At 37.3% G+C, this 23,412-nt stretch carries 22 protein-coding genes; all 22 read right to left on the reverse strand.

Features of this window, described 5'->3' with window-relative positions; genetic code table 11:
- Nucleotides 1-46: 46 nt before the first annotated feature.
- A complete protein-coding gene (locus LRR81_RS09985) occupies nt 47-1,240 on the reverse strand; it encodes a phosphopentomutase (protein ID WP_231789218.1) in 1,194 nt (397 codons plus the stop codon).
- Between the two features lie 2 nt (nt 1,241-1,242).
- Nucleotides 1,243-2,406 carry an alanine racemase gene (locus tag LRR81_RS09990; protein WP_231789219.1) on the reverse strand — a complete coding sequence of 388 codons (1,164 nt, stop codon included), beginning with the start codon at nt 2,404-2,406 and terminating at the stop codon, nt 1,243-1,245.
- Between the two features lie 7 nt (nt 2,407-2,413).
- Entirely contained in the window at nt 2,414-3,523 is a 1,110-nt protein-coding gene (locus LRR81_RS09995; protein WP_231789220.1) for an aminotransferase class V-fold PLP-dependent enzyme, read from the reverse strand.
- The gene (locus LRR81_RS10000) at nt 3,513-4,451 is read right to left on the reverse strand and encodes a phosphotriesterase family protein (RefSeq protein WP_231789221.1); all 939 of its coding nucleotides are present in this window, start codon (nt 4,449-4,451) and stop codon (nt 3,513-3,515) included. The genes LRR81_RS09995 and LRR81_RS10000 overlap by 11 nt, the downstream gene beginning before the upstream one ends.
- Before the next feature lie 12 nt (nt 4,452-4,463).
- Nucleotides 4,464-5,759, reverse strand: coding sequence for a YhfT family protein (locus tag LRR81_RS10005; RefSeq protein ID WP_231789222.1), 1,296 nt, complete (start codon nt 5,757-5,759; stop codon nt 4,464-4,466).
- Between the two features lie 30 nt (nt 5,760-5,789).
- Complete coding sequence (locus tag LRR81_RS10010) at nt 5,790-6,149, reverse strand: DUF2620 domain-containing protein (RefSeq protein WP_231789223.1); 360 nt, start codon at nt 6,147-6,149, stop codon at nt 5,790-5,792.
- The gene (locus LRR81_RS10015; protein WP_231789224.1) at nt 6,146-6,508 is read right to left on the reverse strand and encodes a PRD domain-containing protein; all 363 of its coding nucleotides are present in this window, start codon (nt 6,506-6,508) and stop codon (nt 6,146-6,148) included. Before LRR81_RS10015 ends, LRR81_RS10010 begins: the two co-directional genes overlap by 4 nt.
- Nucleotides 6,509-6,521: 13 nt before the next feature.
- Nucleotides 6,522-7,445 (reverse strand): GntR family transcriptional regulator YhfZ, encoded by a 924-nt coding sequence (yhfZ, locus tag LRR81_RS10020; protein ID WP_231789225.1) that lies wholly within the window; start codon nt 7,443-7,445, stop codon nt 6,522-6,524.
- A gap of 144 nt (nt 7,446-7,589) precedes the next feature.
- The gene (locus tag LRR81_RS10025) at nt 7,590-7,775 is read right to left on the reverse strand and encodes a hypothetical protein (RefSeq protein ID WP_231789226.1); all 186 of its coding nucleotides are present in this window, start codon (nt 7,773-7,775) and stop codon (nt 7,590-7,592) included.
- A gap of 222 nt (nt 7,776-7,997) precedes the next feature.
- Complete coding sequence (locus tag LRR81_RS10030; RefSeq protein WP_231789227.1) at nt 7,998-9,608, reverse strand: hypothetical protein; 1,611 nt, start codon at nt 9,606-9,608, stop codon at nt 7,998-8,000.
- Between the two features lie 199 nt (nt 9,609-9,807).
- Nucleotides 9,808-10,743 carry a hypothetical protein gene (locus tag LRR81_RS10035; RefSeq protein ID WP_231789228.1) on the reverse strand — a complete coding sequence of 312 codons (936 nt, stop codon included), beginning with the start codon at nt 10,741-10,743 and terminating at the stop codon, nt 9,808-9,810.
- 160 nt (nt 10,744-10,903) lie between these two features.
- Nucleotides 10,904-11,227 (reverse strand): dynamin family protein, encoded by a 324-nt coding sequence (locus tag LRR81_RS10040; RefSeq protein ID WP_231789229.1) that lies wholly within the window; start codon nt 11,225-11,227, stop codon nt 10,904-10,906.
- Between the two features lie 402 nt (nt 11,228-11,629).
- Nucleotides 11,630-12,943 (reverse strand): nucleotide sugar dehydrogenase, encoded by a 1,314-nt coding sequence (locus tag LRR81_RS10045; protein ID WP_231789230.1) that lies wholly within the window; start codon nt 12,941-12,943, stop codon nt 11,630-11,632.
- Between the two features lie 125 nt (nt 12,944-13,068).
- On the reverse strand, nt 13,069-14,274 hold the full coding sequence (locus LRR81_RS10050) for a polysaccharide biosynthesis protein (protein ID WP_231789231.1): 1,206 nt from the start codon (nt 14,272-14,274) through the stop codon (nt 13,069-13,071).
- 1,299 nt (nt 14,275-15,573) lie between these two features.
- On the reverse strand, nt 15,574-16,743 hold the full coding sequence (locus LRR81_RS10055) for a glycosyltransferase family 4 protein (RefSeq protein ID WP_231789232.1): 1,170 nt from the start codon (nt 16,741-16,743) through the stop codon (nt 15,574-15,576).
- A gap of 66 nt (nt 16,744-16,809) precedes the next feature.
- A complete protein-coding gene (gene wecB / locus LRR81_RS10060) occupies nt 16,810-17,934 on the reverse strand; it encodes a non-hydrolyzing UDP-N-acetylglucosamine 2-epimerase (protein WP_231789233.1) in 1,125 nt (374 codons plus the stop codon).
- Between the two features lie 4 nt (nt 17,935-17,938).
- Nucleotides 17,939-19,048 (reverse strand): capsular polysaccharide biosynthesis protein CapF, encoded by a 1,110-nt coding sequence (locus tag LRR81_RS10065; RefSeq protein ID WP_231789234.1) that lies wholly within the window; start codon nt 19,046-19,048, stop codon nt 17,939-17,941.
- Nucleotides 19,045-20,067 carry a polysaccharide biosynthesis protein gene (locus tag LRR81_RS10070; RefSeq protein ID WP_231789235.1) on the reverse strand — a complete coding sequence of 341 codons (1,023 nt, stop codon included), beginning with the start codon at nt 20,065-20,067 and terminating at the stop codon, nt 19,045-19,047. The genes LRR81_RS10065 and LRR81_RS10070 overlap by 4 nt, the downstream gene beginning before the upstream one ends.
- A complete protein-coding gene (locus LRR81_RS10075; RefSeq protein WP_231789236.1) occupies nt 20,060-21,295 on the reverse strand; it encodes a glycosyltransferase family 4 protein in 1,236 nt (411 codons plus the stop codon). The genes LRR81_RS10070 and LRR81_RS10075 overlap by 8 nt, the downstream gene beginning before the upstream one ends.
- Before the next feature lie 11 nt (nt 21,296-21,306).
- Entirely contained in the window at nt 21,307-22,170 is an 864-nt protein-coding gene (locus LRR81_RS10080) for an NAD-dependent epimerase/dehydratase family protein (protein WP_231789237.1), read from the reverse strand.
- Complete coding sequence (locus LRR81_RS10085) at nt 22,139-22,813, reverse strand: sugar transferase (RefSeq protein WP_231789238.1); 675 nt, start codon at nt 22,811-22,813, stop codon at nt 22,139-22,141. Before LRR81_RS10085 ends, LRR81_RS10080 begins: the two co-directional genes overlap by 32 nt.
- Before the next feature lie 208 nt (nt 22,814-23,021).
- Nucleotides 23,022-23,345 (reverse strand): PglD-related sugar-binding protein, encoded by a 324-nt coding sequence (locus LRR81_RS10090; protein ID WP_231789239.1) that lies wholly within the window; start codon nt 23,343-23,345, stop codon nt 23,022-23,024.
- Nucleotides 23,346-23,412: the final 67 nt, after the last annotated feature.

Raw genomic sequence — 23,412 nt, forward strand, 5'->3', positions numbered from 1 at the left:
CATGCTTCCTATCCCTATCAATAGAAAAGAAGCACGAGAACCGTCCCTATGCTTCCAAAATCTCCCCCAAAAAACTAACCCCAAACTCAGGCTTCGGTAATCCCCTATACTCGCACATCGTCGCCGCAATGTCCGCCATCGTCATCCGAGTTCCAATATCATTTGGTTTTACTTGCTTTCCTACTATTAAAATAGGAGTCTGCTCCCGGGTATGGTTAGAGTGCCCAATTGTTGGGTCATTGCCATGGTCCGCGGTGATAATGAGCAGATCGTCTTCATCAAGTGTTTCAATAAATGAGCCGAAGAACTGATCCGCTTCCTCAAGTACTTCTTTGTACCAGCTGCTGTCTTCTTTATGGCCGGCCAGATCGGTTTCTTGGACGTTTACGAGAAAGGTGGCCTCTTTTTCGCTGGATCGGTATAGTTTTTCATAGGTTTCCAGTAATTGCTTGGTTTCAACTACCGGATCGCTGAAGCCATTAGCCTGAATAACGTCCGCTGTTTTGCCGATTCGATAAACCGGATAGCCTGCTTGTTCTGCCATGTAGGCAAATTGCTTTTCGTATTCCACACCATACCCCAGGTGAAGCACGCGGTATCCTTCTCCATAAACGCCTGAACTGGGGCTGTCGACTCCCCATTGGCCTGGTGCCTTTTCCTGTACTGAAGATAGAATGCGGTCTATGTTTGTTTTTTTGTTTCCGAATACAATGACCCTGCTTGTGTCCACATGTTTCCTGACTACTTTTCCAATCTCGCCAGCTTCCTCGAAGGTCACTTTGTTTAAATCACAGACGACATTAATGATATTTCCAAGCTGTGATTCAAGGTTGTCACCGACTACAACGGCTTCTTCGACTAATAGGATTGGCGCACCTTCCAAGGGATAACGGACGTCATATCCTTCTGCCTGAAGCTCAGTTTTTAATTTTGTGCCAATGTCTTTCATCAGCCGTTTGGCAGGAATACCCGGGCGGCTTCCCATCAGCTCTTGATGGCCCATAAAGGTATCAGCCCCGTAATGCGCTAGATTGCTTTTCCCATAGGCTGCTTGCGGGACACTATTGCCGCCGGCAAGCTTTTCTAATCCAAGCCGCTCTAATACTGGAAGCTTGACCGCAACCTTCTCCTGAAGATGCCGGTACGTATGAGCGCCAGCATCCTGAGGGACCGTTTCTTTGCAGTCTGCCATAGCCCCGATGCCGAAACCGTCTAATACGAACAATGTCAGCTTTCCCATCCTTATCGTCCCCTTTGCTGAAAATAAACGACCTCTGGCTGGTTTGTATTTGCTTTCCGGATGTAGGCTACATGAGCACGGGTTACAAATATTTGTGTCCTAAAGGCATAAATCGCTGTATCTCCTGCTTTCATGTTTTCCTGTCTTAAAAGAGAACCGTAATAATCTATGTTCTCATTTGAAACGCCGGAAACTGAGGTTTTTTGTATTACGATCTCACTCGCAGAAGAGCCGTAGAGAGCACTTTCCATTTGGGATCTTGTATAGAATCCGCCAGCAATCGTATACGCAAATTGATCATCCAGATGAGAAATTTCTGACACATAGACTATGGACGGAATTTCAGCTAAATGTTCATTTACCGCATGCAGCGGTGTCGTCCCAGTTAATGCATGTCCAGGTTCCCCATGCGTAACGCCAGCTTGCTTTAGCATCTGAGCGGTATAGCAGCTCGTTGCACCGGGAGCATTGATATGCTCAGCCCTGATGCCTGTATTCTCGAGCAGAGCTGCTGCAGCCTGTAGGGTAGCCATGTTGGAGGTGAAAACATAATCTGTTTTTTCCTCGTTTATCTTTAGAGCCGGAAAACTCGTGACACCCTTAATATGAATTCCACCGAGCTTCATTAAAACAGGGAGCTCGTGAACAAGGTTTTCAAGCGAAAATCCGCCGAACTGACCAGGATAAATCATATCTCCCTTTTTGATCACTCTTAAGATGACATTCTGAACAGTTCCAAGTTTTTGTGCAGCATCCGATAACTGTTTAGCTCTTTCATAGGAAAAGAGTGTGACGACCTCGGGCTTGACTGAACGAAGGACTTTCTCCCATTGGTTTTTCCCAGGCTGAACAATGTGACCCACGTTGCCAATTCTGCAGCCAGCCTCAGAAAGCGTATAGGCCTCATCGATATCTACAGCTACTGCCTGCTCAATGCCGTTTCTTTCAATTAATTTGCCGACAAAGCCGCTCCGTCCAATTTGTTTTGTCATATAGTACAAATTTAAATCATGTCTCTTAGCTTCCATGCTGATGGCATTTACATTGTGTTCAAGGGCATCTGCATCTATTACATACGTATTGGGCGGTATAGCTCCTTCTTGGTGGAGCTTAACCGAAGACCGGATCAATCCCTCATTTCTTTTCTGCATCATTTCAATAAACATCGGTCTGTCATCCCTTTGCTGCGTCTTTTAAAGAATTCTCCAAAATGCGTAGTACTGTTTCTGCTGAAGATTTCATTGGATTGATCCGCAGTCCGGTTTCTTTTAATTCCGGGCGGCTTTCCAGAAAACTTCCGGATACCCGGTAAATCATCGGAATTAATTCGAACCGGGATTCGGCTCCAACCGGGTACGTGGCTGCCCCGTGTTTTGAAGCTACTTGAATAACCGATTCTGCCAGCGGTTTTTCCAGCTCTAAAATGACATTTTTTGATTGAGAATTGGTCATATAAGCTTCTTTGATTCCGTCAAGTTCCCCAGCATTCAGCCTATTGCATAATTCTTCTACTTGTTCATTCTGGATGGCAAGGGCAACAGGTGCGAGCACCATGCTGCGGAGCAATTCATGTGCTTCATAGCCCTGCACCTGCCCTCCGCCTGAATAATTGCGGTTATGAAGTTTTTCAATGCCTTCCTTTTTTCCAATCACAATTCCGATTCCTTCCGGCCCCATTAGCTTAAAGCCGGAGAATGTCGAATAATCCGCCCCATACTCAATCCCGATTCCCTTCATCTTCATCGCACAGTAATTATCATCCACAACAATCGGCAGATCAGGACGGCACTCTTTCACAAGCTGAATGACCTCTTTTAAATCATAGGTATCTGTGGGCTGCTGCCGGGCATGCTGGACATAAAATACCTTTGAATGCTGATTCTCCTTCAGCTTTTTCCGTAAAGCCTCTTTATCATTAAAATCAGCAGTCTCCTTCTCCAGCCCCATCAGTCTGAACGTTTCCTTAGTGGTCGTGTACATCGGTGCCGTATGAACGATACAGTAATCTCCTGGTTCCGCGAGAATACTCAAGATCAAGCGAATGGCTCCAGTTCCGCTTCCTCTTACAAGTGCACATGCCTCCCCATGAAAAGCAGCGGCGAGAACATTCTCTACCCGGGCAGTCATTAAAGGACGCTTATTTGCCGGATGAAGTCCAACATCTCCTGTGTGAAAAAATTCGTTCTCCTGAAATTCCTTTGTTATTTCATTCACTAATGAAAACTGAAGATCTTTTGCTTCGTCTAATGTTCTTTCAGGTAAAATAGATGCTTCATATCTCATAATCTGCCGTCACCCTTCTTTTGATGCTGAATGCTCTTTTCGGATTTTTAACAAGCAGTTTTTCCACCGTCTCTTCTGTTACCCCTGCATCTTTCAGCTTTGGAATAAAAGAGCGCAGCACATAATCGTATCCCTGTCCTCCGTTCTGCTTTAAATGAGACTTTCTCGTCAAATCGGTGGATAAGAGAATTTGATTTTCATAGCCGTTTTCCAAAAACTTCAGAAGCGATGTGAGGCGATCCTGATCGCTGCGGTAATTCTCCTTCCCAACAGTATCAAGCGCCACAAATGCCCCTGATTTGAGAACTTCTAATACGATTTCGTCCCTCTCATTCAAGTCCTGATGCCCAATAATGACTTGCTCTAAAGGGAGATTTTCCTTTGAAAATAAATTCACTTGCTGCAAGGCATGAGTTCCAAGCGTTGTATGGGTGGAGAGCGGAAGCCCCGTTTCTTTTGCTGCCGCAATTGCCCCATAGAATAGCTCGATTTCAATTTCTTTAAATTCATTGAGGCTTGAGCCAATTTCTCCAATGACCCCCGGTTTAATCCCAGTCCCTTCTATCCCATCCTGAATTTCACTGATCATCCATTCAGCAAACTGCTCCCGCTTCCAGAAATTTTTTTCATCCGGAATAAAGGGATCCTTATAGCAGCCTGTTGCTGCAATAATATGAAGTCCTGTTCTGCTGCTGATTTCCTTCAGCTTCTTAACATCCCTTCCCATACCGCTATTCGTCATTTCAATAACAGCCTGACCTCCGCAAGCGGCAAAACCTGTTAAATCTTTTATGACGGCTTCTGTATCCTGAAGGCATGTATCCCGGTTTCCTTTAATCCTGCTTAAATCCACATATAAGTGTTCATGGCAAGCGCAGATCCCCATCTCCTCCGGATTGATTCTTCCGTTCACAGTTTGGATGTACATACTTCCACTCCTTTATTGCGGCGGCGTATAAAGCCCTAATAAAACCAAGATATTTCCCAATATTCCGACTGCTATAGCCCCAATCGGCCCGACTGCCATACGAACGATCGGACGCCCTGCTGCTTCATTTAATAAATAGAATCCCGCAATCCCGAAGAAACCAAGCCCTGGGACAATGGCATTAGCAGCATTCGCTCCCCCGACTAACAGTGCCACCTCCAGAACGCGTGTCATTGCTGTCCGGATGTTTTCTCCAGATGCCCTGATTCCAGGATAACGGTCCAGAAGCTTTGCGAGCTGTGTCAGCAGCTGAATCTCAAGGAAAATAATAATGGCGCCGGCAATAATGGCAACAACGATATTTGGCGAAAAAAGACCAGCGGCAAAAACGAAGGTAAAACCAACCGGGCCATATACGCCTGTTGCAATGGCCGTGCTGGCAATCAGCGGGACAAATCCAATCGCCTTAGCTAAAGCTGCAAATCCGCCCTCGGCCACCTTCCCTTTTGCCAATAGACTTAATGAGATCGGATCACCGGCAATCAACAGCAAATGTGTAGCTGCCGCAATCAGCGCTCCGCTGATCATAAGCACCCAAGCATATTTTTTAATCTTCAGGACCCTGTCCGTAAAGAGCGTAGCGAGTGTTGACAGATTTTGTTCCTCCGATTTTTCCCTCATGGCAAAAGCAATTAAAAACACCATGCCGACAATCAAAGCGATACCTTCCGGGCTCAGAACAAGAGGAGAACCATTAATGGAAAGCAGCTTTTCTGTATTAACGAAAACAATCAGCTGTCTTGCAAGAGCAGCCACCACAAACGCAAGAATTCCCTTTTTCAAAGTGAATTGAAGAGCGATCGCGATCGCTGGGAATACCATGAACGAAACAACAACCGGCTCACCGATTTTATTAAATCCGTCAATAAAGTTCAGCGGGAGCATTTTAAACGCATTTACTACTGCCTGCAGACCAAAATAAATGCCTGCCCCGTATAATCCGCCAAGTGCCCCGGCAATGACAGTAGAGAATTTGCCCCGTTTAAAGGCAAGCCCGATAATATCAGTTCCAAGAAGGATGCTGTGTATCAGCAATATGCTCCCTGAAATGGATATTGGAATCCCAAATCCGATCACCAGTCCAAAGCTCATCGCAAACGCCGTTACCCCTAATTCCTTCCGGCTCATGCGGCCTTCCAGATTCTCAGGCACAATCGGCCTTATCCCATCATTGAAGACAGCGATCCCCAAGTTCGCCATCACCGCAGTTAAAACCCCAATCGCAATTAACAATACCGCTTCCAGCATAAATATCCCCCTTCTCCATCCCCTGTTTTTCTATTTTGCAAGCAGAGCCTTTACTATGAATTTCACTGCCGACTCTTTATGATCTCCCGTAAAACCGAAAGCCTTTGCCCCCTGGCTAACTGCCTCCTGAACCTTGCTTTCTTCCGGTGGCTTGCCCGGCATTGACACGGTAGCGCAGGCTGGCTTCCCAATAAGGGCAATGGCCATTGCCAACGCTCCGCCGCCTCCTGTATGACACGCTCCAATATAGTAATCTGCCTGGCCTGACTTCACCGCCATCGCTGCGTCTAAATCTGATTTCACCTCAGTTTGGATGGCGCCGCTGCCAGCCTCCTTCACCAATGCTTCAATTTCTTTCTTTTCCACCTGTCCCCCGATCACTACCTTCATCCCAATCCCTCTCTCTTCTCGTTATTTAAAGCGCTTACAAAATGCATTAATAAAAATTGCTTCTCCTCTTCTGGAAAGCCGGGCATCTTGGCCTCTATCCAGTTCACCTTTTCTTCCGCTTCTGATAAATGGAACGATTGCCGTATTTCAGCCATCATTTCCTCTGGAGGGCCTTCCATTGCCTCTTTTCGCTCGTGCCTAGTAATCGCCATAGCGAGATGGGTCACAAGCATGGCGTATGATTCCTCCTGATCCGGCTTAATAAAACGGTCAATGGCCGATTCGCAGATCTCCTTTGACAGGTGTGTAATGGCCTTGTTTTCATATAAAATCTCAAGACGCTTTTTCAAAGATGACACATGCTTTCCCCCTTTAATAACTCGGAATCCTCTCTCCTCTTTCAACTTCCTGCTGGATTTTTAGAATTTTTTCAGAATCCAGCAAATTGGACAAATACTGGATCTTTTTATTACTTGCGTGGACAACAAGCACTGCGTTGCTCATTTCCTTATCCATATGCCTTGCCTTTTCTGATGCAAGCGAAGTAATGTGAAAACGGCTTTTATCAATTTCATCCACGTTCCAAACCATCGCATCAATCTTATTCGCCTTCAGGTTCTCTAACAAATGCATGTAATTCAGCTGAACCATCTCTACCTTTTTTCCCTCTGTTTCAGCCAATGTCAAAGCATGCTGATCCGTTGAAAAGCTATCCACCCCTACTTTCATTCCATCCTCCAGCCTTTCTTTTACATCAGAAAAAATCAGAGCATGCTGTGTAACATAAGTGGACACACCCATCTCCTTTACAATCAGGAGATCCTTATTCTGCTCACAAGCCTCCTCCGCTGCAAACCTCGAAACCACTGCAAAGTCATAACGGCCCTCCAGAACATTAGCCACCCTTACCTGGGCTCCTCTCATAAACGCCACATGCAATGGAAGATCAATCTGACTGAATTCTTCATGCAAAGCTGTTGCCAGCCCTTCATATTTCTTTGAATAAGGAAGCGGCATAACACCAACAAGGTTTGAAACTCCTCCATAATTCAAAAGAAGAGGAACATTTTTCATTCGAAGAAAGGTCCCTAAATGGCCTCTCGACTCCAGCTTGATACAGTCCGTTTCCTCCATCTTTTTCAGCACACTCTGAATCGTACCTCTTCCCACGGCATATTTTTCAGCCAGCTCATTAATTTTAGGAACCCGCTCACCTACTTCCACAAACAGCAGCTCCTCCGCTACCTTACGCATGACCATGCCGCTTTTTGAGTAGAGATCTTGTAAGATATTCATGTTATGTCCTTTCAATATACAGTTTTCTGTACTTTGTATTTTCATGCTAACATATAGAACAAATTAGTTGCAATGTATTCTGAAAACTTTTTAGTGCAAATAAAAAGAACAGGCCCTTAAATAAGGAACCTGTTCTTATTGAAATTAATTCTTTGTAGCACCATCAAACAAAATATTAAAATGGAAATCTTCACCGTTATAAGTACCGCCGATGTAAATATGTTTATCCTCGCTGGTTACTTTAGTCAGGAACGAATCATACTCATCCAGCACCTTAACGTCTAGTGCTGTACCACTGCTATAATCATAGGTTCCAGTAATCTTCTGCATTGGAAATTGCTTTCCTGGTAATCTAATAAAAGGTGGTTTCCTTTTATGCTGATGAACCTATAAATATTATTAACCTTGCATGTATTTTACTTATAATCGAGAGAATCCTATATAATAATTTAAGCCAGCCTGGATTCCAGGCTGGCTTATTGATTAGCAGTAAAGTTTAATATTTTCAATATTTCATTACTTAAGCTAAGCTATTTTCACAAGCACCAAAAACTATTCTCGAATACTCAGCTCAATCTTTTTCTTTAATTCTTTTTTCAATGTTTTCACATAAAATTCCAAGAAATTCTTTATCGGATGCTTTACGAGGTTATTATGTTGATTAAAGGAGACTTCAGAATTCTTCATGTAAGCGATAATTTTTTGTAACGATACAACAAGGGCATCATCTGATTGGTTTTCTTTTATCCACTTCAAGATCACCTTCCGCCAATACTGCATATCGCCACCGATAAAGAGTTCTCCCGTGATCGGCTGGGAAAGCAATAATTCTCGTATCTTCTCTTTTTTCTCCTTATCTATTTTATCTGCTTTAACATTCGTGGCTGCAGTAGAAGCTTTTTGATAGGTATAGCTGCTATAAGGGTTTGGACTCTTAGATTCGTGGTTCCACTGGTTTGGATGAACCTCGATAGGTCTTAAAGCTGCTCTTCTCATCGTTTCTTGAGCTTCTCTTTCCAATCCCTCATCTTGCAATTCGTTGTCTCTCTGCCTTTGTTCTAACCTTTCTTCCTCGTCAGCTTTTACCCAAGCGTTCTGCTTTTCTTGCTCTATTTGTATTCTTTTTTCTTCTGCCCTCATTCGTTCTTGTTCTTCCCTCAGCCTCTGATGTTCTTGCTCAAACATCCTTCTCCTTTCTATTATTTTTCTCAGAAACTCTTTTCTACTCTCATCATCATTCTCCTTTGAAAGGACAAAATGATTTTGATCAGCATTTACCGTTAATGCTTTTGCGAGGGGAACTTCTGAAGATGATAATTTATAAAAAGTGATCGTTCGTTCATGTTGGGATAGTTGGATAAAGCGAAAAATCGTACATAAACGATTATATATATCTACATAGGCAATGTTACGAGTATCAAATTCGTCTCTATTCGACCTAGTTTCTGTTACGAAAAATTCCAGTAACTCTCCTCTAACATTTTCATGAAGGAATGTATCCCACAATTCATCTTCACGTGCTTTACTAGTTACATGGCTTTCAGCCGTAAGAAGTGTACCTTTATTCGTTTCTTCCAAATAAGAAAGCCAGCTATAATCTACAAATGAAAAGGGCTTAAAGCCTTCTTCTTTATAAGTTTTCATTCTCTTTGATAAGTGGCGGGCGTAGCTGCCTGAGGTTAGCCCTTGATCAATTGCTGTAAAGTAATCAATTGCCCAGCGTTCCTCTGAGTTAGGAAACTTTATAATAAAGTCCGGAATAAACGAAAGCTTCTTTTTATAATGATATCCTCGCTCAATCACAACATCATAAGGTTTTAGCTCTCCTTCTAATATCTCTTTAAAAATAGTGAGACCAATATTTTTTTTAGAATGATTCTCAAGTTTAGAAACATGCTTTTCATACGTTCTGGTATTTTCAGAATAAGAGCATTCACTTTCATCAATGTGGCGAAAATAGAAAGGACGTCCTTCATCTTTCGTTAAATTCATGTTTACTGGCTTGTTGCAGCATAAGCAAGTAAACGCACTCTTCTTGGAAAAAACACGATAATGATCCTCTAACCAGTGCTTAACTTCTGATCGTGTTAAATTTTGTTGTTCTAGTTCTCTTCTTTTCAACTCAATATCAAAAACGGAATTATGTAGGTAGGCTGAATCCATGCTATTTATCATCCTTTCCAACCTTTTAGCCTAAAGGATAATTATACCATTGTGATAAATTATTTCCTTAACGATAGAGTCATAAAGTGATTAACAATAATATCATTTATTTTTTTCCTCATTCCTGGGTACATAGTGTACTGTCTTCAAAGTGTACATAGTAATTTTTAGAACTATAAATTGAAATCTTAGGTTAGTCTTACTTAACATTTAAGAGTTTTGTATCAATTAGTGCGGAAAGATGATCTGCAATATCAATAAGTGGAAGTATTACTGTCATATCTTTTTGTGAGAAATAGTTTTTCTTTAAAATAGATTTTCTTGCTATTTTTATTAATCTTGAAATCATTGGCATTCTGTAGACTTGTTTGCGTCTTCTTTTCAACTCATACTCTAATAATGTTGTTGTTGATGTTAATTCTAAAATTAATGCTTTAGCAGGTTCGTATACCTTTACTTTTAATTCATCTAATTCTTTAATTTCCTCTTTTAACTTTGGCATAATCAAATTAATTTCATTCATGCTTTTTTCAAGTTCTTCTATTTTTTTATTTGCATTTTTATGACTTAACCAACCGGTTATTGCTATCGCTGGAATAGCAAAAAGTCCACCTAAGACAGCAGTACCTGCTAATATTCCTCCACCACCAGCAGCTAATGCTCCTCCCCCAAACCATGCTAAGGTAGAATTTGTAGCTGCTACGCCACTTAATCCCCCAATCCAAGCTCCTGTTGAAGCAAATCCTAAGTTTGATACTAATGCCCATGCGCCCACAGCTGTTCCCAGCCCAGCAGACAAACCTCCTGAAGCATATAAGGCTGCATGAGCGGAGGATAAGGTATTATTTATATGAGTTAATTTTGTAGAATTTGACCTCATTCCATTTGATCTTTCAACTTCTACAAAATTTGAATTCATTATATGCTTTGTAAACACTCTCATCTTTTTTAGGGATTTTACAGACAGGACCTTTTGTTTAATTAGAGTTTCAAATGTGCTATTTAGTTCCTCTTTTTTCATTTCAGCTTCATCAAAGAGCTTCTTATATCTAGCGTAAAGTTCATTATAAAGGATTACTTTTTCTTCAACTCTTCCAGCAGCACCAAAAGTCACGAGGTTCACAAACCAATTCATAAATTGTCTTCTCCCATTTCCTCTTTATATTAGGTTAAATATAGTAAAAAAATATCATATTACTTACTAAAAATTCTAGCTATATAGGTAAAAAAGATTATTATAATGTTTTTAGCAACAGGAAAGACTATGGCCAGATTGAAGCGGTTTTTTAATTTATTTAGAAGAAAGAAAAGATTTGAGAAACACGAAAGAAAAGTAGAGTTTTTTTAATGAAACTAGAGAAATACTTGGACAAAAACGTGAGGGTCTTATCACTCAATTTGAGTGTTACATCAGAAGATAAAACCTTTTCTCCAAGCAATGCATTGATGAATGTTGATTTGCCTGCATTGAATTCTCCGACTATCATGATTGAGGGCTGTTCATAAATATCTTCTTTAAGCTTTGTAAGCTGGTTTTTGATTGATATGTAGTTTTTATGATTTGGCAACATATGGAACCATTGATCTATTCCGCAATTCATTTGGAGTTTCCAATCCAATGGATGATTCCTCGTTTTATTGTTAGTTATTTAGACCTGATCTATAGAACCTATTTTATTATAACAACATAATGTATCATTTTGTATATTTTTCAAAAACATTCCATAAATGTGTACTTAGGAGTTGGAAATTATTTATTTAAAGCTGGTGATATACTCAGTGGGAGACAAAAAGGCGTAGTTAACACTCGGAAAATATAGTGCTGTAGCGTTAATTTCTTCTGGAAAGAAGTAGGAATAGAGGGCAATTGCCAGATTAATCTTTTTCCTGCAAACGCTTTTTTGGTTGTAAATATGGGGTTGTTTTGCAAGGCAAATTACACTATCTTTCCCCAATTTATAGATATGAAAGAGACACAGGAACGTCCCTGTGTCTCTTTATGTCTGTAACCAGTTTTTATCTTACAATTTGTAATATTTATTTACTTTTTCAATATCCTTCAGAGCGTTCCGGGTATCGAAGATGACTTTGCTTTCGCACGTAACCATCTCATAGTCGAAATTGGAGTGATCTGTGGTCACTAGTACAAGGTCTGCTTCACTAAGCAGTTCTTTTGTCAGTTCAACAGTTTCTATAATTGCTTTACCTGACTTAAATGATGTGACATATGGATCAACAACTTTATAGTCAGCTCCATGCTGGTTAAGTGAATCAACAATTTTTAAGACTGGGGATTCACGAACATCGTCAATATCTTTCTTATAAGCTACCCCTAAAACGACAACCTTTGCTCCTCGTAATGCTTTTCCTTCATTATTCAATATTTCCATTGAACGGGTGATAACATAATCAGGCATACTGTTATTAATTTCACCTGCGAGTTCAATTAAACGTGTGTGATAATTGTATTCACGAGCCTTCCATGTTAGATAGAATGGATCGATCGGGATACAATGACCACCTAATCCTGGCCCAGGATAGAATGCCATATAACCATATGGCTTAGTTTTAGCAGCATCAATTACTTCCCACACATCAATGCCCATTTTTTCACAAAGAATAGCCATTTCATTAGCAAGAGCAATGTTTATATGTCGGAATGTATTTTCAAATATTTTTTCCATTTCTGCAACAGCAGGACTGGAAACTTCAAATACATCACCTTCAAGGACATTACGATATAATTTCGAAGCAACTTTTGTACAATTCTCAGTTATTCCCCCTACAACCTTTGGAGTATTCTTTGTTTTAAATTGTTTGTTTCCTGGATCAACTCGCTCAGGAGAATATGCAATAAATACAGTCTCCCCAGTGACCAGGCCTTTTTCTTCTAAAGCCGGTTTAACAATTTCTTCGGTAGTACCTGGGTAAGTGGTTGATTCTAAAACAACCAGCATTCCTTCGTGGGCATACTTTGCTATTTCCTTCGAAGAGCGTTCTACATAGGACGTATCTGGCTGCTGGTATACGTCTAATGGGGTAGGTACACAGATGGCTACTGCATCCACTTCTTGAATTCTTGCATAATCGGTCGTTGCCACAAGCATACCTTTCTTAATCATATCTTTTAGATCTTGGTCTACAATATCCCCAATATAATTAATCCCCATGTTTACTTGTTCAACACGAGCTGCCTGAACATCAAACCCGATTACTTTATATCCCGCTTTTGCTTTCTCGACAGCTAACGGAAGGCCCACATAACCTAAGCCAACCACACCGATAACAGCTTCTTTATTTTCTATTTTTTTAAAAGTAATTTCATAATAGCTCATTTTTTTCTCCTTAATTTCTAATAATAATCCATAAAATGGTAATGTTTTTTTCTTTAAGCTCACTTCTCTTTCAAATTCTATTACTAGTTTCTACTTATCAATTTTGACCCGCTTATTATCCAAATTTATTTGGATAAGCTCACTTTTTTAATATTCGTTAAGTAGTATACGCCTATCATGCTTATCATTTTTATTACACTAGAAATTAATATTCCGATACAAAACCCTATTAACCCTTTATAACTGAGTAAGAATAATGATAAACCAACGTATATTACTAGGTAGGTTGCATTTAATGTTACTTGCCATTTTAATTCGCAAAATTTTAAGATTACTGCATTTAGTAAACTACTTATCATATTAATTATTATTGATATTGTAATTATATTTAGGTATTTTAATGCAGCTTCAGCAAATTGAGGATATAGCATTTTTAGAATAGGTTCACTTATTAGCATCAGGATTATATATCCAATTACTCCACCGGAAATACATAAAGAAAAAATTAAAATAAGCGTTCTATTATTTATATCTTTTAATTTTGAAATATAACTCAGAAAAACCCCTGTAATAGGTCCTATAGCTAACGCTAAAGTCTTTCCTAATATAGTTGCTGTATAATAAATAGAAACCGACAGACCTCCCAGTAATGGAAACAAAAGCAACTTATCAATATAAACGGTAGAGGTGTTCAATACCCCAGAAAATAATAACGCAGAAGTTTGATAAGTTGTTTTTTTAAAGAGTTTAGTTTTTTTATAAGGTTCTTTTAATATTTTAGTTTTTTGGACCACAAATAAAAAACTACAAGTTGCTCCGAATAGATATATAAACTGCCAATATTGTGTTATTAAAAACAATATATATCCTACTCCATAGCCTAATGACACAAAAAGACTATCAAAAAGAATGTATTTATAGTTTAATTCAATTCTAAATTCTACTATGATATAACTCTTAATAATCATCATTACTGAAGTAATCAATAATAATATAATATTAAGTGGATCTATAGATATTTTAAAGCACCATAATCCTATAGACATTAATACTAGATTTAATCCAATAAATAATCCTAACAAGATGTTAAAATCGCCTTTAATATTTAATTCTTGATAGGTATTATTATAAATTAATCTTGCATTATTCAATACACTCCCTAACGTCAAAGCCGAGAAATTCAACCATGTTACAATAGTTATTAAATACCCATATGAAGTAGAGTCTAACTTCAAGGCAACAATAGGTAATAATAAAAATTGAAGAAAAAAAATAGGGAAAGCAGATGCTAAAATATTCAAAATAACATCTGAAAATATTTTTTTATTCATGAAACAATCCTCTCCACCTTAATGGATGCCAAGAAAACATTTAAATCTTCACTTTATAGTGTACAGATGATATACATGCACCCATAAGTAACCAAAAATTGCTCGACATTAAGTAAGAACTCGAAATAAACAATTGAAATAATCCTATTCCCATTAAAATAATAACAATGCTTTTTTCTGTTTTATTTTTATTAAAAACTCCTTTAAACCAATAGAACAAGAAAGTGACCAATAGACATGTCCCAATTATAATTCCAAATTGCGCTATCACTTCCAGGAATAAATTGTGTGGATAAGTACCATTTAAAAATCCCCTATCTCCTGCTATACCATAACCCAAAATTGGTAGCTATTTTATTAGTCGTTATACTATAAATGTCAGTTCTTCCACTAGAGAAATCAGCGTTATTAGTAGTTAACAAATAAATACTTCTACTTTGTATACCAAAAGCAGCAATTAAATTCACAAGTATTTGGAGTATGGGTTGCAAAAATGTAAGAAAAAAACCTAAACAAACGCAGTTTAAAATAAACAAAAAAATAGTTTTAGCCTTTTTTCTCTTTTCAATAAAATTTATTAATATTAGTAATAAATAAAATAATATAATTGATAGAATGGGACCTCTTGACCCTATTAATACTATTGAAATTATTCCCGCTATGATTAAAGAGAAGTCAATAAATTTGAATTTATTGTAATTTTTATATATTAAAATCACAGTTGGAACTAGGATTAAATAAGAAAATACCATGTCATAATCAAAAGAATTATTATTTTTTTTTATTAAAGAATCTATTAAAAAAATAATTCCAATTCCCATTTGATAATACGCTGACTTGATTAACATATTTAAAAATATAGATTTGTCTTTAATTGAAATATAAACAATCCAGTTGGTAAACCTATTAAGAAAAACCAAAATGATATATTCACTATATAATATGCATTTTTAGAAAAAAATAGAATATGCAACAAAAAAATAGTAATACTAAATATATAAGTTATAATAAAAAGTCTTCCAATTCTATTTAATACAGTGGGTAGGTTTTTCAAAAAAAAAGTTCCGACCAAGATCATCGATACTAAGCTGATACCTTCACGCATTGTTGAATCTTCTATTACAAAAACTTCTTTAATAGTATAATTAGTTATTAGTATACATAGTTGGAATATTAATGCAAAACTTATTTTACTATCTTTTTTTATTGCTGGAATGTTTGTGGATAGTCCTTTTTCACTTTTCGAGAGCATTTTAATACTTCCCCTTAAAATTAAATACATTAAATTGAATCCATTTACTACTCTACAAAAATAGCTTGACGAGAAATCTTTTCATATGAAAAAGTATTATATCCGGTGGTCTCTGCTACTTTTTTCATTTCCTTATACATCTTAGGGTTCCCATGAAGTTGCTTTATACTCTCAATTATTGAATTTTCCTCATCATTATCTAAGAAGATGCAGTTACCACCAACATCTACATATTCCATTCCAGTCCATTTTTTGCATATAAGCGGTAATCCGCAGCAAATAGCTTGTTCCCATAATGCTGATTTAGTCCCTGGAAAAATTGCTGCATCTGAAGCTAAATAGTAACTATAAACGTCTTCTCCTTTTAACCAACCAATATATATAATTCTATTATCACTTTCAATTTTTGTTAATAACTCCTTTTTAATATCATCTGAAAACACACCAAAAATTATTATTTTTATGTCTTTATTATCAATTTTCCTAAAGGCTTCTAAAAGTTGTGAAATATTTTTACCCTTGCTTAATTTTCCACCTGTAATGAATAGAAAATCTTTATCATCAATATTTAATTCCTCTCTTATTTTTTTTCTTGCATGTGCTTTATTAATTAAGTTGATTTTGTCTGTATCTGCTCCTAAAAAGAGATATTCTATTTTTTCGTCTGGTATACCATACATTTCTTTAGCAAATTCTTTACAGCCAGGTGCTATTGCAAATATTTTTTTAATATACGGTAATGATTTGTTTATTACCCATTTATACATTTTTTTATGGAGAATTTGTCTAGACAATATATTTGTCCCACTATTTATATTCGCAGCATGATTATCAACATACAATAAACATTCAGGATTATCTTTTATATATCTAGCTACCTCTAAAAGATCAAGAAACTGCATTCCATGATTAAATATAATATCCGGTTTCTCTTTTTCAAGTAATTTATATGTCTCTTTGTATATTTTTATTTTATCGTTTATTTTCCCTAACCATTTATATTTGTAATCAATACGTATTACTTTTATTCCATAGGAAGTGAAGTAGGACCCTGCTTGAACTTTTGTATTTTCTCCATTTTTTATATTATATGAAAATCTGGAAGCAATAATAGTTACATCGTGGCCCTCTTTTTTATTATATTTCGGAATGATATTCTCTTGATAACCGAAATTATCTATATAAAAATTTGATAAACATAAATGTACAATTTTCATTAATTTACCTCTTTTTCTTAAAAACTGGGTTATAACTGCTTATAAGATTCTCACTCTAAAGAAAAATTATTTTCCCCAAACGACTCTATTAATATAATCGGTATAAGATATAATTATTCTAAGAACCTTATCCGATACATTAGGCATACAATAATCATTGACGCTCCTAAGTGTATTATTTTCCTGCATCTCCAAGATTTCCAACCCTTGCAAAATATTTTCACTTGTTAATCCTACCATCATTACAGCTGCTTCTTCCATTGCTTCTGGTCTTTCATGCGTTTGGCGTATATTAAGGGCTCTAAAACCAAGAATAGAAGATTCTTCGCTAATTGTCCCACTATCACTAAGTACAGCTTTAGAATTATGCTGAAGTTTAACGTAATCATTAAATCCTAATGGTTTTAATGTCCTTATTAATTCATGAAACTGAATACCTTTAGTTTTAATCATTTTTCTTGTTCTTGGATGTGTACTTATAATCACCGGTATTTTGTATTTTTCAGCTATTGCATTTAGGGAATTCGCAAGGTCCAGGAAATTCGTTTCTGAGCTGATATTTTCATCCCTGTGAGCAGAAACAACAAAATACTTACCGTCCTCAAGTTCTAATTTCTCCAATATTTCAGATCTCTCAATGTCTGCTTTCCTGCTATTGAGTACTTCGAACATCGGGCTTCCTGTTTTGATGATCCGATCAGCAGGCAAACCTTCTCTTAGAAGATACTCTCTCGCGATATCACTGTACGTTAAATTGATATCTGCCGTATGATCCACAATTTTTCTATTGGTTTCTTCCGGCACACGCTGATCAAAGCATCTGTTGCCTGCTTCCATATGGAAGATAGGAATTTGACGTCTTTTTGCAGCAATGGCACATAAGCAGCTATTCGTATCTCCAAGCACTAAAAATGCGTCAGGTTTTACTTCTTCTAAAATAGGATCGATCTTTATTAAGATGTTCCCAACGGTTTCAATCGCTGTTCCCGTCGCTGCATTTAGAAAGTAATCTGGTTTCCTTAAATGGAAATCCTGAAAGAACACTTCGTTTAATTCATAATCATAATTCTGGCCGGTATGGACAAGAGTATGATCAATAGCATTCGATTCTTCCAATTTATTAATTACAGCTGAAAGTCTAATAATTTCCGGTCTTGTTCCTACAACAGTCATGACTTTCAATTTTTTCATGTTCTTATACCTCCAAGAAATAAGTGTCAGGCTTTTCCGGATCGAATAATTCGTTTGCCCACATAACGGTAACCATATTTGTCTCGCCTAAATTCTCAATATTATGAGTATAGCCGGTTGGGATATCAACCACTTCAAGCTTGTCTCCGCTGACAAAGTATTCAATGATCTCTTCTGTATCCACTTTTCTAAAACGAATTACTCCCGTTCCGCTGACAACGAGAAATTTTTCGTTTTTGGTATGATGCCAGTGGTTTCCCTTTGTAATACCCGGCTTGGAAACATTGATGGAAACCTGTCCTCTTTCCGGTGTTTTCAGAAATTCTGTGAATGAGCCCCTATTGTCAACATTCATTTTCAATTCATAGCTGAATTGATCCTCAGGCAGGTAACTTAAATATGTACTATACAGTTTCTTGGTAAATGGATCATTCATATTTGGAACAGATCGTTCTTCTCGGCTTCTTTTAAATGATTCGATAATCTCGACTATTTCTCCTAGAGTTGTTCTATGAGCGATTGGAATTGCACAGTAGTCATTCAACTTATTTTCTTTTCCGTTCAAAGCCTGGATGAACTCTTCAACCACATCATCAATATAAACTAACTTCATCGTAACGGATGGATCATTTATCGTGATAGGAAGATTGGACGCAATGTTATGACAGAAGGTAGCTACAGCACTGTTATAATTAGGCTTGCACCATTTTCCAAAAACGTTTGGCAGACGATACACCAATACTTTTGCGCCTGTCTCTTCACCATAGCTGATAATAAGATCTTCACTTGCCTTTTTACTGATTCCATAAGGATTGTCCAGTTCCGCCTGGATTGAGGATGAAATTAATATTGGGCAAGTGTTTTGGTGCTTTTTCAAATTTTCAAGAATATAACCGGTTAGGCCGTAATTTCCATCCATGAATTCAGAGGGATCCTGCGGCCGGTTCACTCCTGCCAGGTGAAAAACAAAATCCGCTTCTTGGCAGTATGCATCCAATTGAACCATGCTTGTTTCCCTGCTGCACCTTAATATTTCGATGTCATTTTGATTCTTCAGCTCCGCAACAAGATTTCTACCAATAAACCCCTTTGCTCCTGTTACAAGTATTTTCATCCCTGATTCCAGCCTTTCAATTCCTCTCGTACATAGTCAAGCATTAGCAGCCTGTCTTTAACTGCATCAATACTTAACCTTTCTGTGTTATGAGAGTTATACTCTTCCTCGGAAGATAGCTTTTTATCTCCCTCAATGAAATACTTATCATAGTTTAGATCTCTCTTGTCAGCCGGCACCCGATAAAATCCACCTAAATCATGAGCCACTACATGCTCTTCTCTGGTAAGCAATGTTTCATAAAGCTTTTCTCCATGTCTTGTTCCAATGACCTTGATTTCATTATCTGCATGGAACAATTCTTTAATTGCCTGAGCCAAATCTCCAATCGTGGATGCCGGAGATTTTTGTACCATGACGTCCCCAGCCGCTGCATTTTCAAATGCAAATACTACAAGTTCGACCGCCTCTTCCAAGCTCATCAAAAACCTTGTCATATTTGGATCCGTTACGGTAATGGGCTGGCCGTTTTTAATCTGTTCGATAAATAATGGAATAACAGAGCCCCTTGACGCCATTACATTTCCGTATCTTGTTCCACAGATTAATGTTTTTTCAGAATCAACCGTTTGTGCTTTTGCTACAAAAACTTTCTCCATCATGGCTTTTGAAATACCCATTGCATTGATCGGATAAGCTGCTTTGTCCGTTGATAAACAAATAACTTTTTTTACGTTGCTTTCAATCGCGACTGTAAGAACATTGTCCGTTCCCAATACGTTTGTTTTTACAGCTTCCAATGGGAAAAATTCGCAGGAAGGTACTTGTTTTAATGCTGCTGCATGGAAAATGTAATCCACTCCGAACATAGCATTCTTCACACTTGCTAAATCTCTTACATCTCCAATATAAAATTTTAATTTTTCATTTTTATATTTCTTCCGCATGTCATCCTGTTTCTTTTCATCACGAGAAAATATTCGAATTTCTTTTATATCTGTATCTATGAACCTTCTCATTACTGCGTTTCCAAATGAGCCTGTTCCGCCTGTAATTAATAATGTTTTATTTTTAAACAATTTCTTTTTCCTCCGGTTGATTAGAATTAAAATTAATATCCATTCTATTTAAAAGATCATCCTTACTAAAATGCTGATTATAAAAATTTCTTGCGTTATTGCCCAATCCGTCCAATTCGCTTCTCGTTTTTTGCAAAAGGTGAAGTATATTTTCATAAAGTTTGGTAACATCACCTGGGGGGCTTACAAGACCTGCATTTGATTGTTCTAAAATACCTTTTGTCTCTCCACTGGCAGATGCAATAATCGGAACTCCGCATGCCATATAGGACTGGAGTTTTGCAGGAATTGTCATTTCAAATAAAGGGGAGTCAGTCAAGGACAAAAAAGCTGCATCATTCGCAGCCATGAATTTCGGGATATTCGTTGCAGGCTGTTTTGGAATAAAATTAAACATGTCTTCAACACCCATGTTGATAACATGTTTTATTAACGATTCTTTATATCTGCCATCGCCTACAATGTTAAAACGAACCCTTTTAAGGTTATCCTTTAACATCCTCGCAACTTCAGGAAGGATATCTAATCCTTGCGCATTGCCAATATTCCCTGCAAAAATGATACTGAAAACATCATCATTTGGGATCTCTTGAATGCTGATTTTCTCTAGTGGGCGGTAAAAATCCTCGGCATATTGTGGCCAAAATTCTATCTTTTCTCTTGAAACCCCTCTTTTTTCAATAGAATCTATAAAACTTTTTGATGTAGTAAAAATTCTTGTGCAACGTTTATAAATGTAATCCACCATCTTGCCAATGCTTCCAATAACAAACTTATTCTTAATATCAGTTATAATCTCTACATTTTCTGGCCAAAGGTCTTGAACATATAAATAACAAGGAATTTTTCTTTTCCGTGCGTACCACACCCCAGGCAAAGCCTGAGTCATAGGAGATACTTCAAAAATAAATACCAAATCAGATTTTATTTTAGTAAAGGAGCTCCAGAAGAAGCCCGAAACAACAAATGATAAATAATTTAACGCAAGCATTATAGATTTATTTCCGCGTGGAATTAATGGAATGCGAATAACCTCAACTCCGTCGATTATCTCTTTTCTTCTTTTAAATAATCCATATCCTTTATAAAATTCCCCTTGAGGATAATTAGGTATTCCAGTAATTACTGTGACCTTATAACCTCTTTCAACCCATTCCTTACAGATATCATTGATGCGGAATTGTTCAGGATAGAAATACTGAGAAATCACCAAAATATGTTTTTTCATATCCTTCTCCTTTAATATCGACCTTCGGTCATTTGAATAGATTCTTTAAAATTCCTAATTTGATAATTAGATTTATAACTGCTTAATTGTTTTTCATACACCAAATTTCCAAATACTTTATTAATCAAGTTGATCTTAGCTCCCAATAGTTTTAATACGGGATTAAATACTCTCGTTAACAGAATTTTTTTTCCATGAAATGAAGCAATAATTCTAACCATATCACTCGTATTCACATATTCACTATTTTGAGGAAAAAATAGACCGGCATCTTCATTTTCAATTAGCAACCGGATAAATTCACAAAGATTATCAATATGGAGCATACTCCGCTGATTATTAATTTTAGGAAAAACCGGCAGTTTACGAGCTGCTTTCGCAAGTTTAGGATAATTCCCCTTTGACTCTTTTCCATAAATCATCGGGGGTCTTATAATGACAACCTTAAATTCATCGGAAGCTATAATGTTCAGCCCTTCTTCTGCCTGAAGTTTGCTGTCTCCGTAAAAATTGCTAGGAGAAGGGATAGTGTTTCTATCAATGATTCTTTGTTTATTGCTGCTATCCCCATAAACAATGATGCTGCTTAGGAAGATAAACTGCTTGACTCCATCTTTCTTAGCTTTTTTAGCTGTTTCAACCGTCAAATCCCTGTTTACTTTATAATATGTTTCTTTCATGGAGGGATCTGATGAAACGTGTGCAATACCTGCCACATGTAAAATGACATCATAATTAGAAAAATCTTTTTCTTTCCATTGATCGTTTCGTAAGCTTATAGAATCCACTTTATATCTATTGGGATCTTTATTTAACCATTCCTTAACGTTCTTTCCTACAAAGCTATTTACTCCGGTAATCAGCACTTTTTTCATTTGATTTTTGCTCCTTTGCAGTAGAGATTTCTTGCCCTGTGGAAACGATATTACTCGTTCCAATTCCACCCTCTACAATTCCTTCACTCCTCACTACACTTACAATCGTTCCAAAGAAGCATTTGACATCCATACATAACCCGATTTTTTCAGTGTATACCCCGTCTAGTTTAGCTTTGATTTCAATGGGCAATTCGTCTCTGCCATTAATTTGAGCCCAACCTGTCATTCCAGGAGGGATATCATTTGCACCGTATTTGTCACGTTCTTCAATTAAATCGTATTGATTCCATAAAGCTGGTCTTGGACCGATAATACTCATTTCACCACTTAATATATTCCAAATTTGCGGTAATTCATCAAGTGAGGTCTTCCTTAAAAATTTCCCCATTCCCGTAATGTATTGCTCTGGGTTTTCAAGTAAATGGGTTGGCGTGTCCTTAGGTGTATCAATTTTCATCGTCCGAAACTTAAGAATATAAAAATGAGATTTATGAATGCCTACACGCTTTTGCTTAAAAAACACTGGCCCCGGTGATTCTATTTTTATTGCAGCAATAAAAGTTAGAATAAAAGGAGACAGGATAATTAGTCCACCTAATGAAAGAACAATATCCATTAATCTTTTTATTTTCATATACATCTTTTACACGCCCCAAGTTATTAAAAATTTCTTTCAAACATCATTTCTTTTGTGAAAATTTCTCCAGACTCAACTCTACTCAGTTCTTCCACTTCACTACCTGCTGTTACAATCGCCCCAGCATTGATATGCGTAAATTGTCCAATTAAACAATCGTGATCGATTAAAGCTCCAATACTAACGATGGTACCTTTTAAAATTTTTACATTTATATGCACAACTGCTTTTGAACAAACGATCGTACCTTCCCCTTTGGATGAACTATTGTAGGAATTTGGTATCCTGCACTTAGTAGAAAATTAAGCCATGTTTTTCTCTCCAGATTGTTTCCAAATGCAACAAATGCATGTGTATAGTCATTTTTGAATTTTTGGTAATCCGTGCAATAACCTATAGCCAACTCTGATTTATCATCAAAAAAATCAATTTCATTAAAGCATCCAGTTGCTTCTGCAGTTCCCTTAACTACACGCCCATGCCCTCCTGCACCTAGAACCAGCAGATTGTACCTAGTTTTTATCAGCTCCTTCAATTATGTCGTTTGAAATAGTCCTAAAGAATAATTATCATTTAGTTTTTTAATACTTATTTGGATGATT

The sequence above is a fragment of the Metabacillus kandeliae genome (genome assembly GCF_021166585.1).
In the GTDB taxonomy this organism is placed as follows: Bacteria; Bacillota; Bacilli; order Bacillales; family Bacillaceae; genus Metabacillus_B; species Metabacillus_B kandeliae.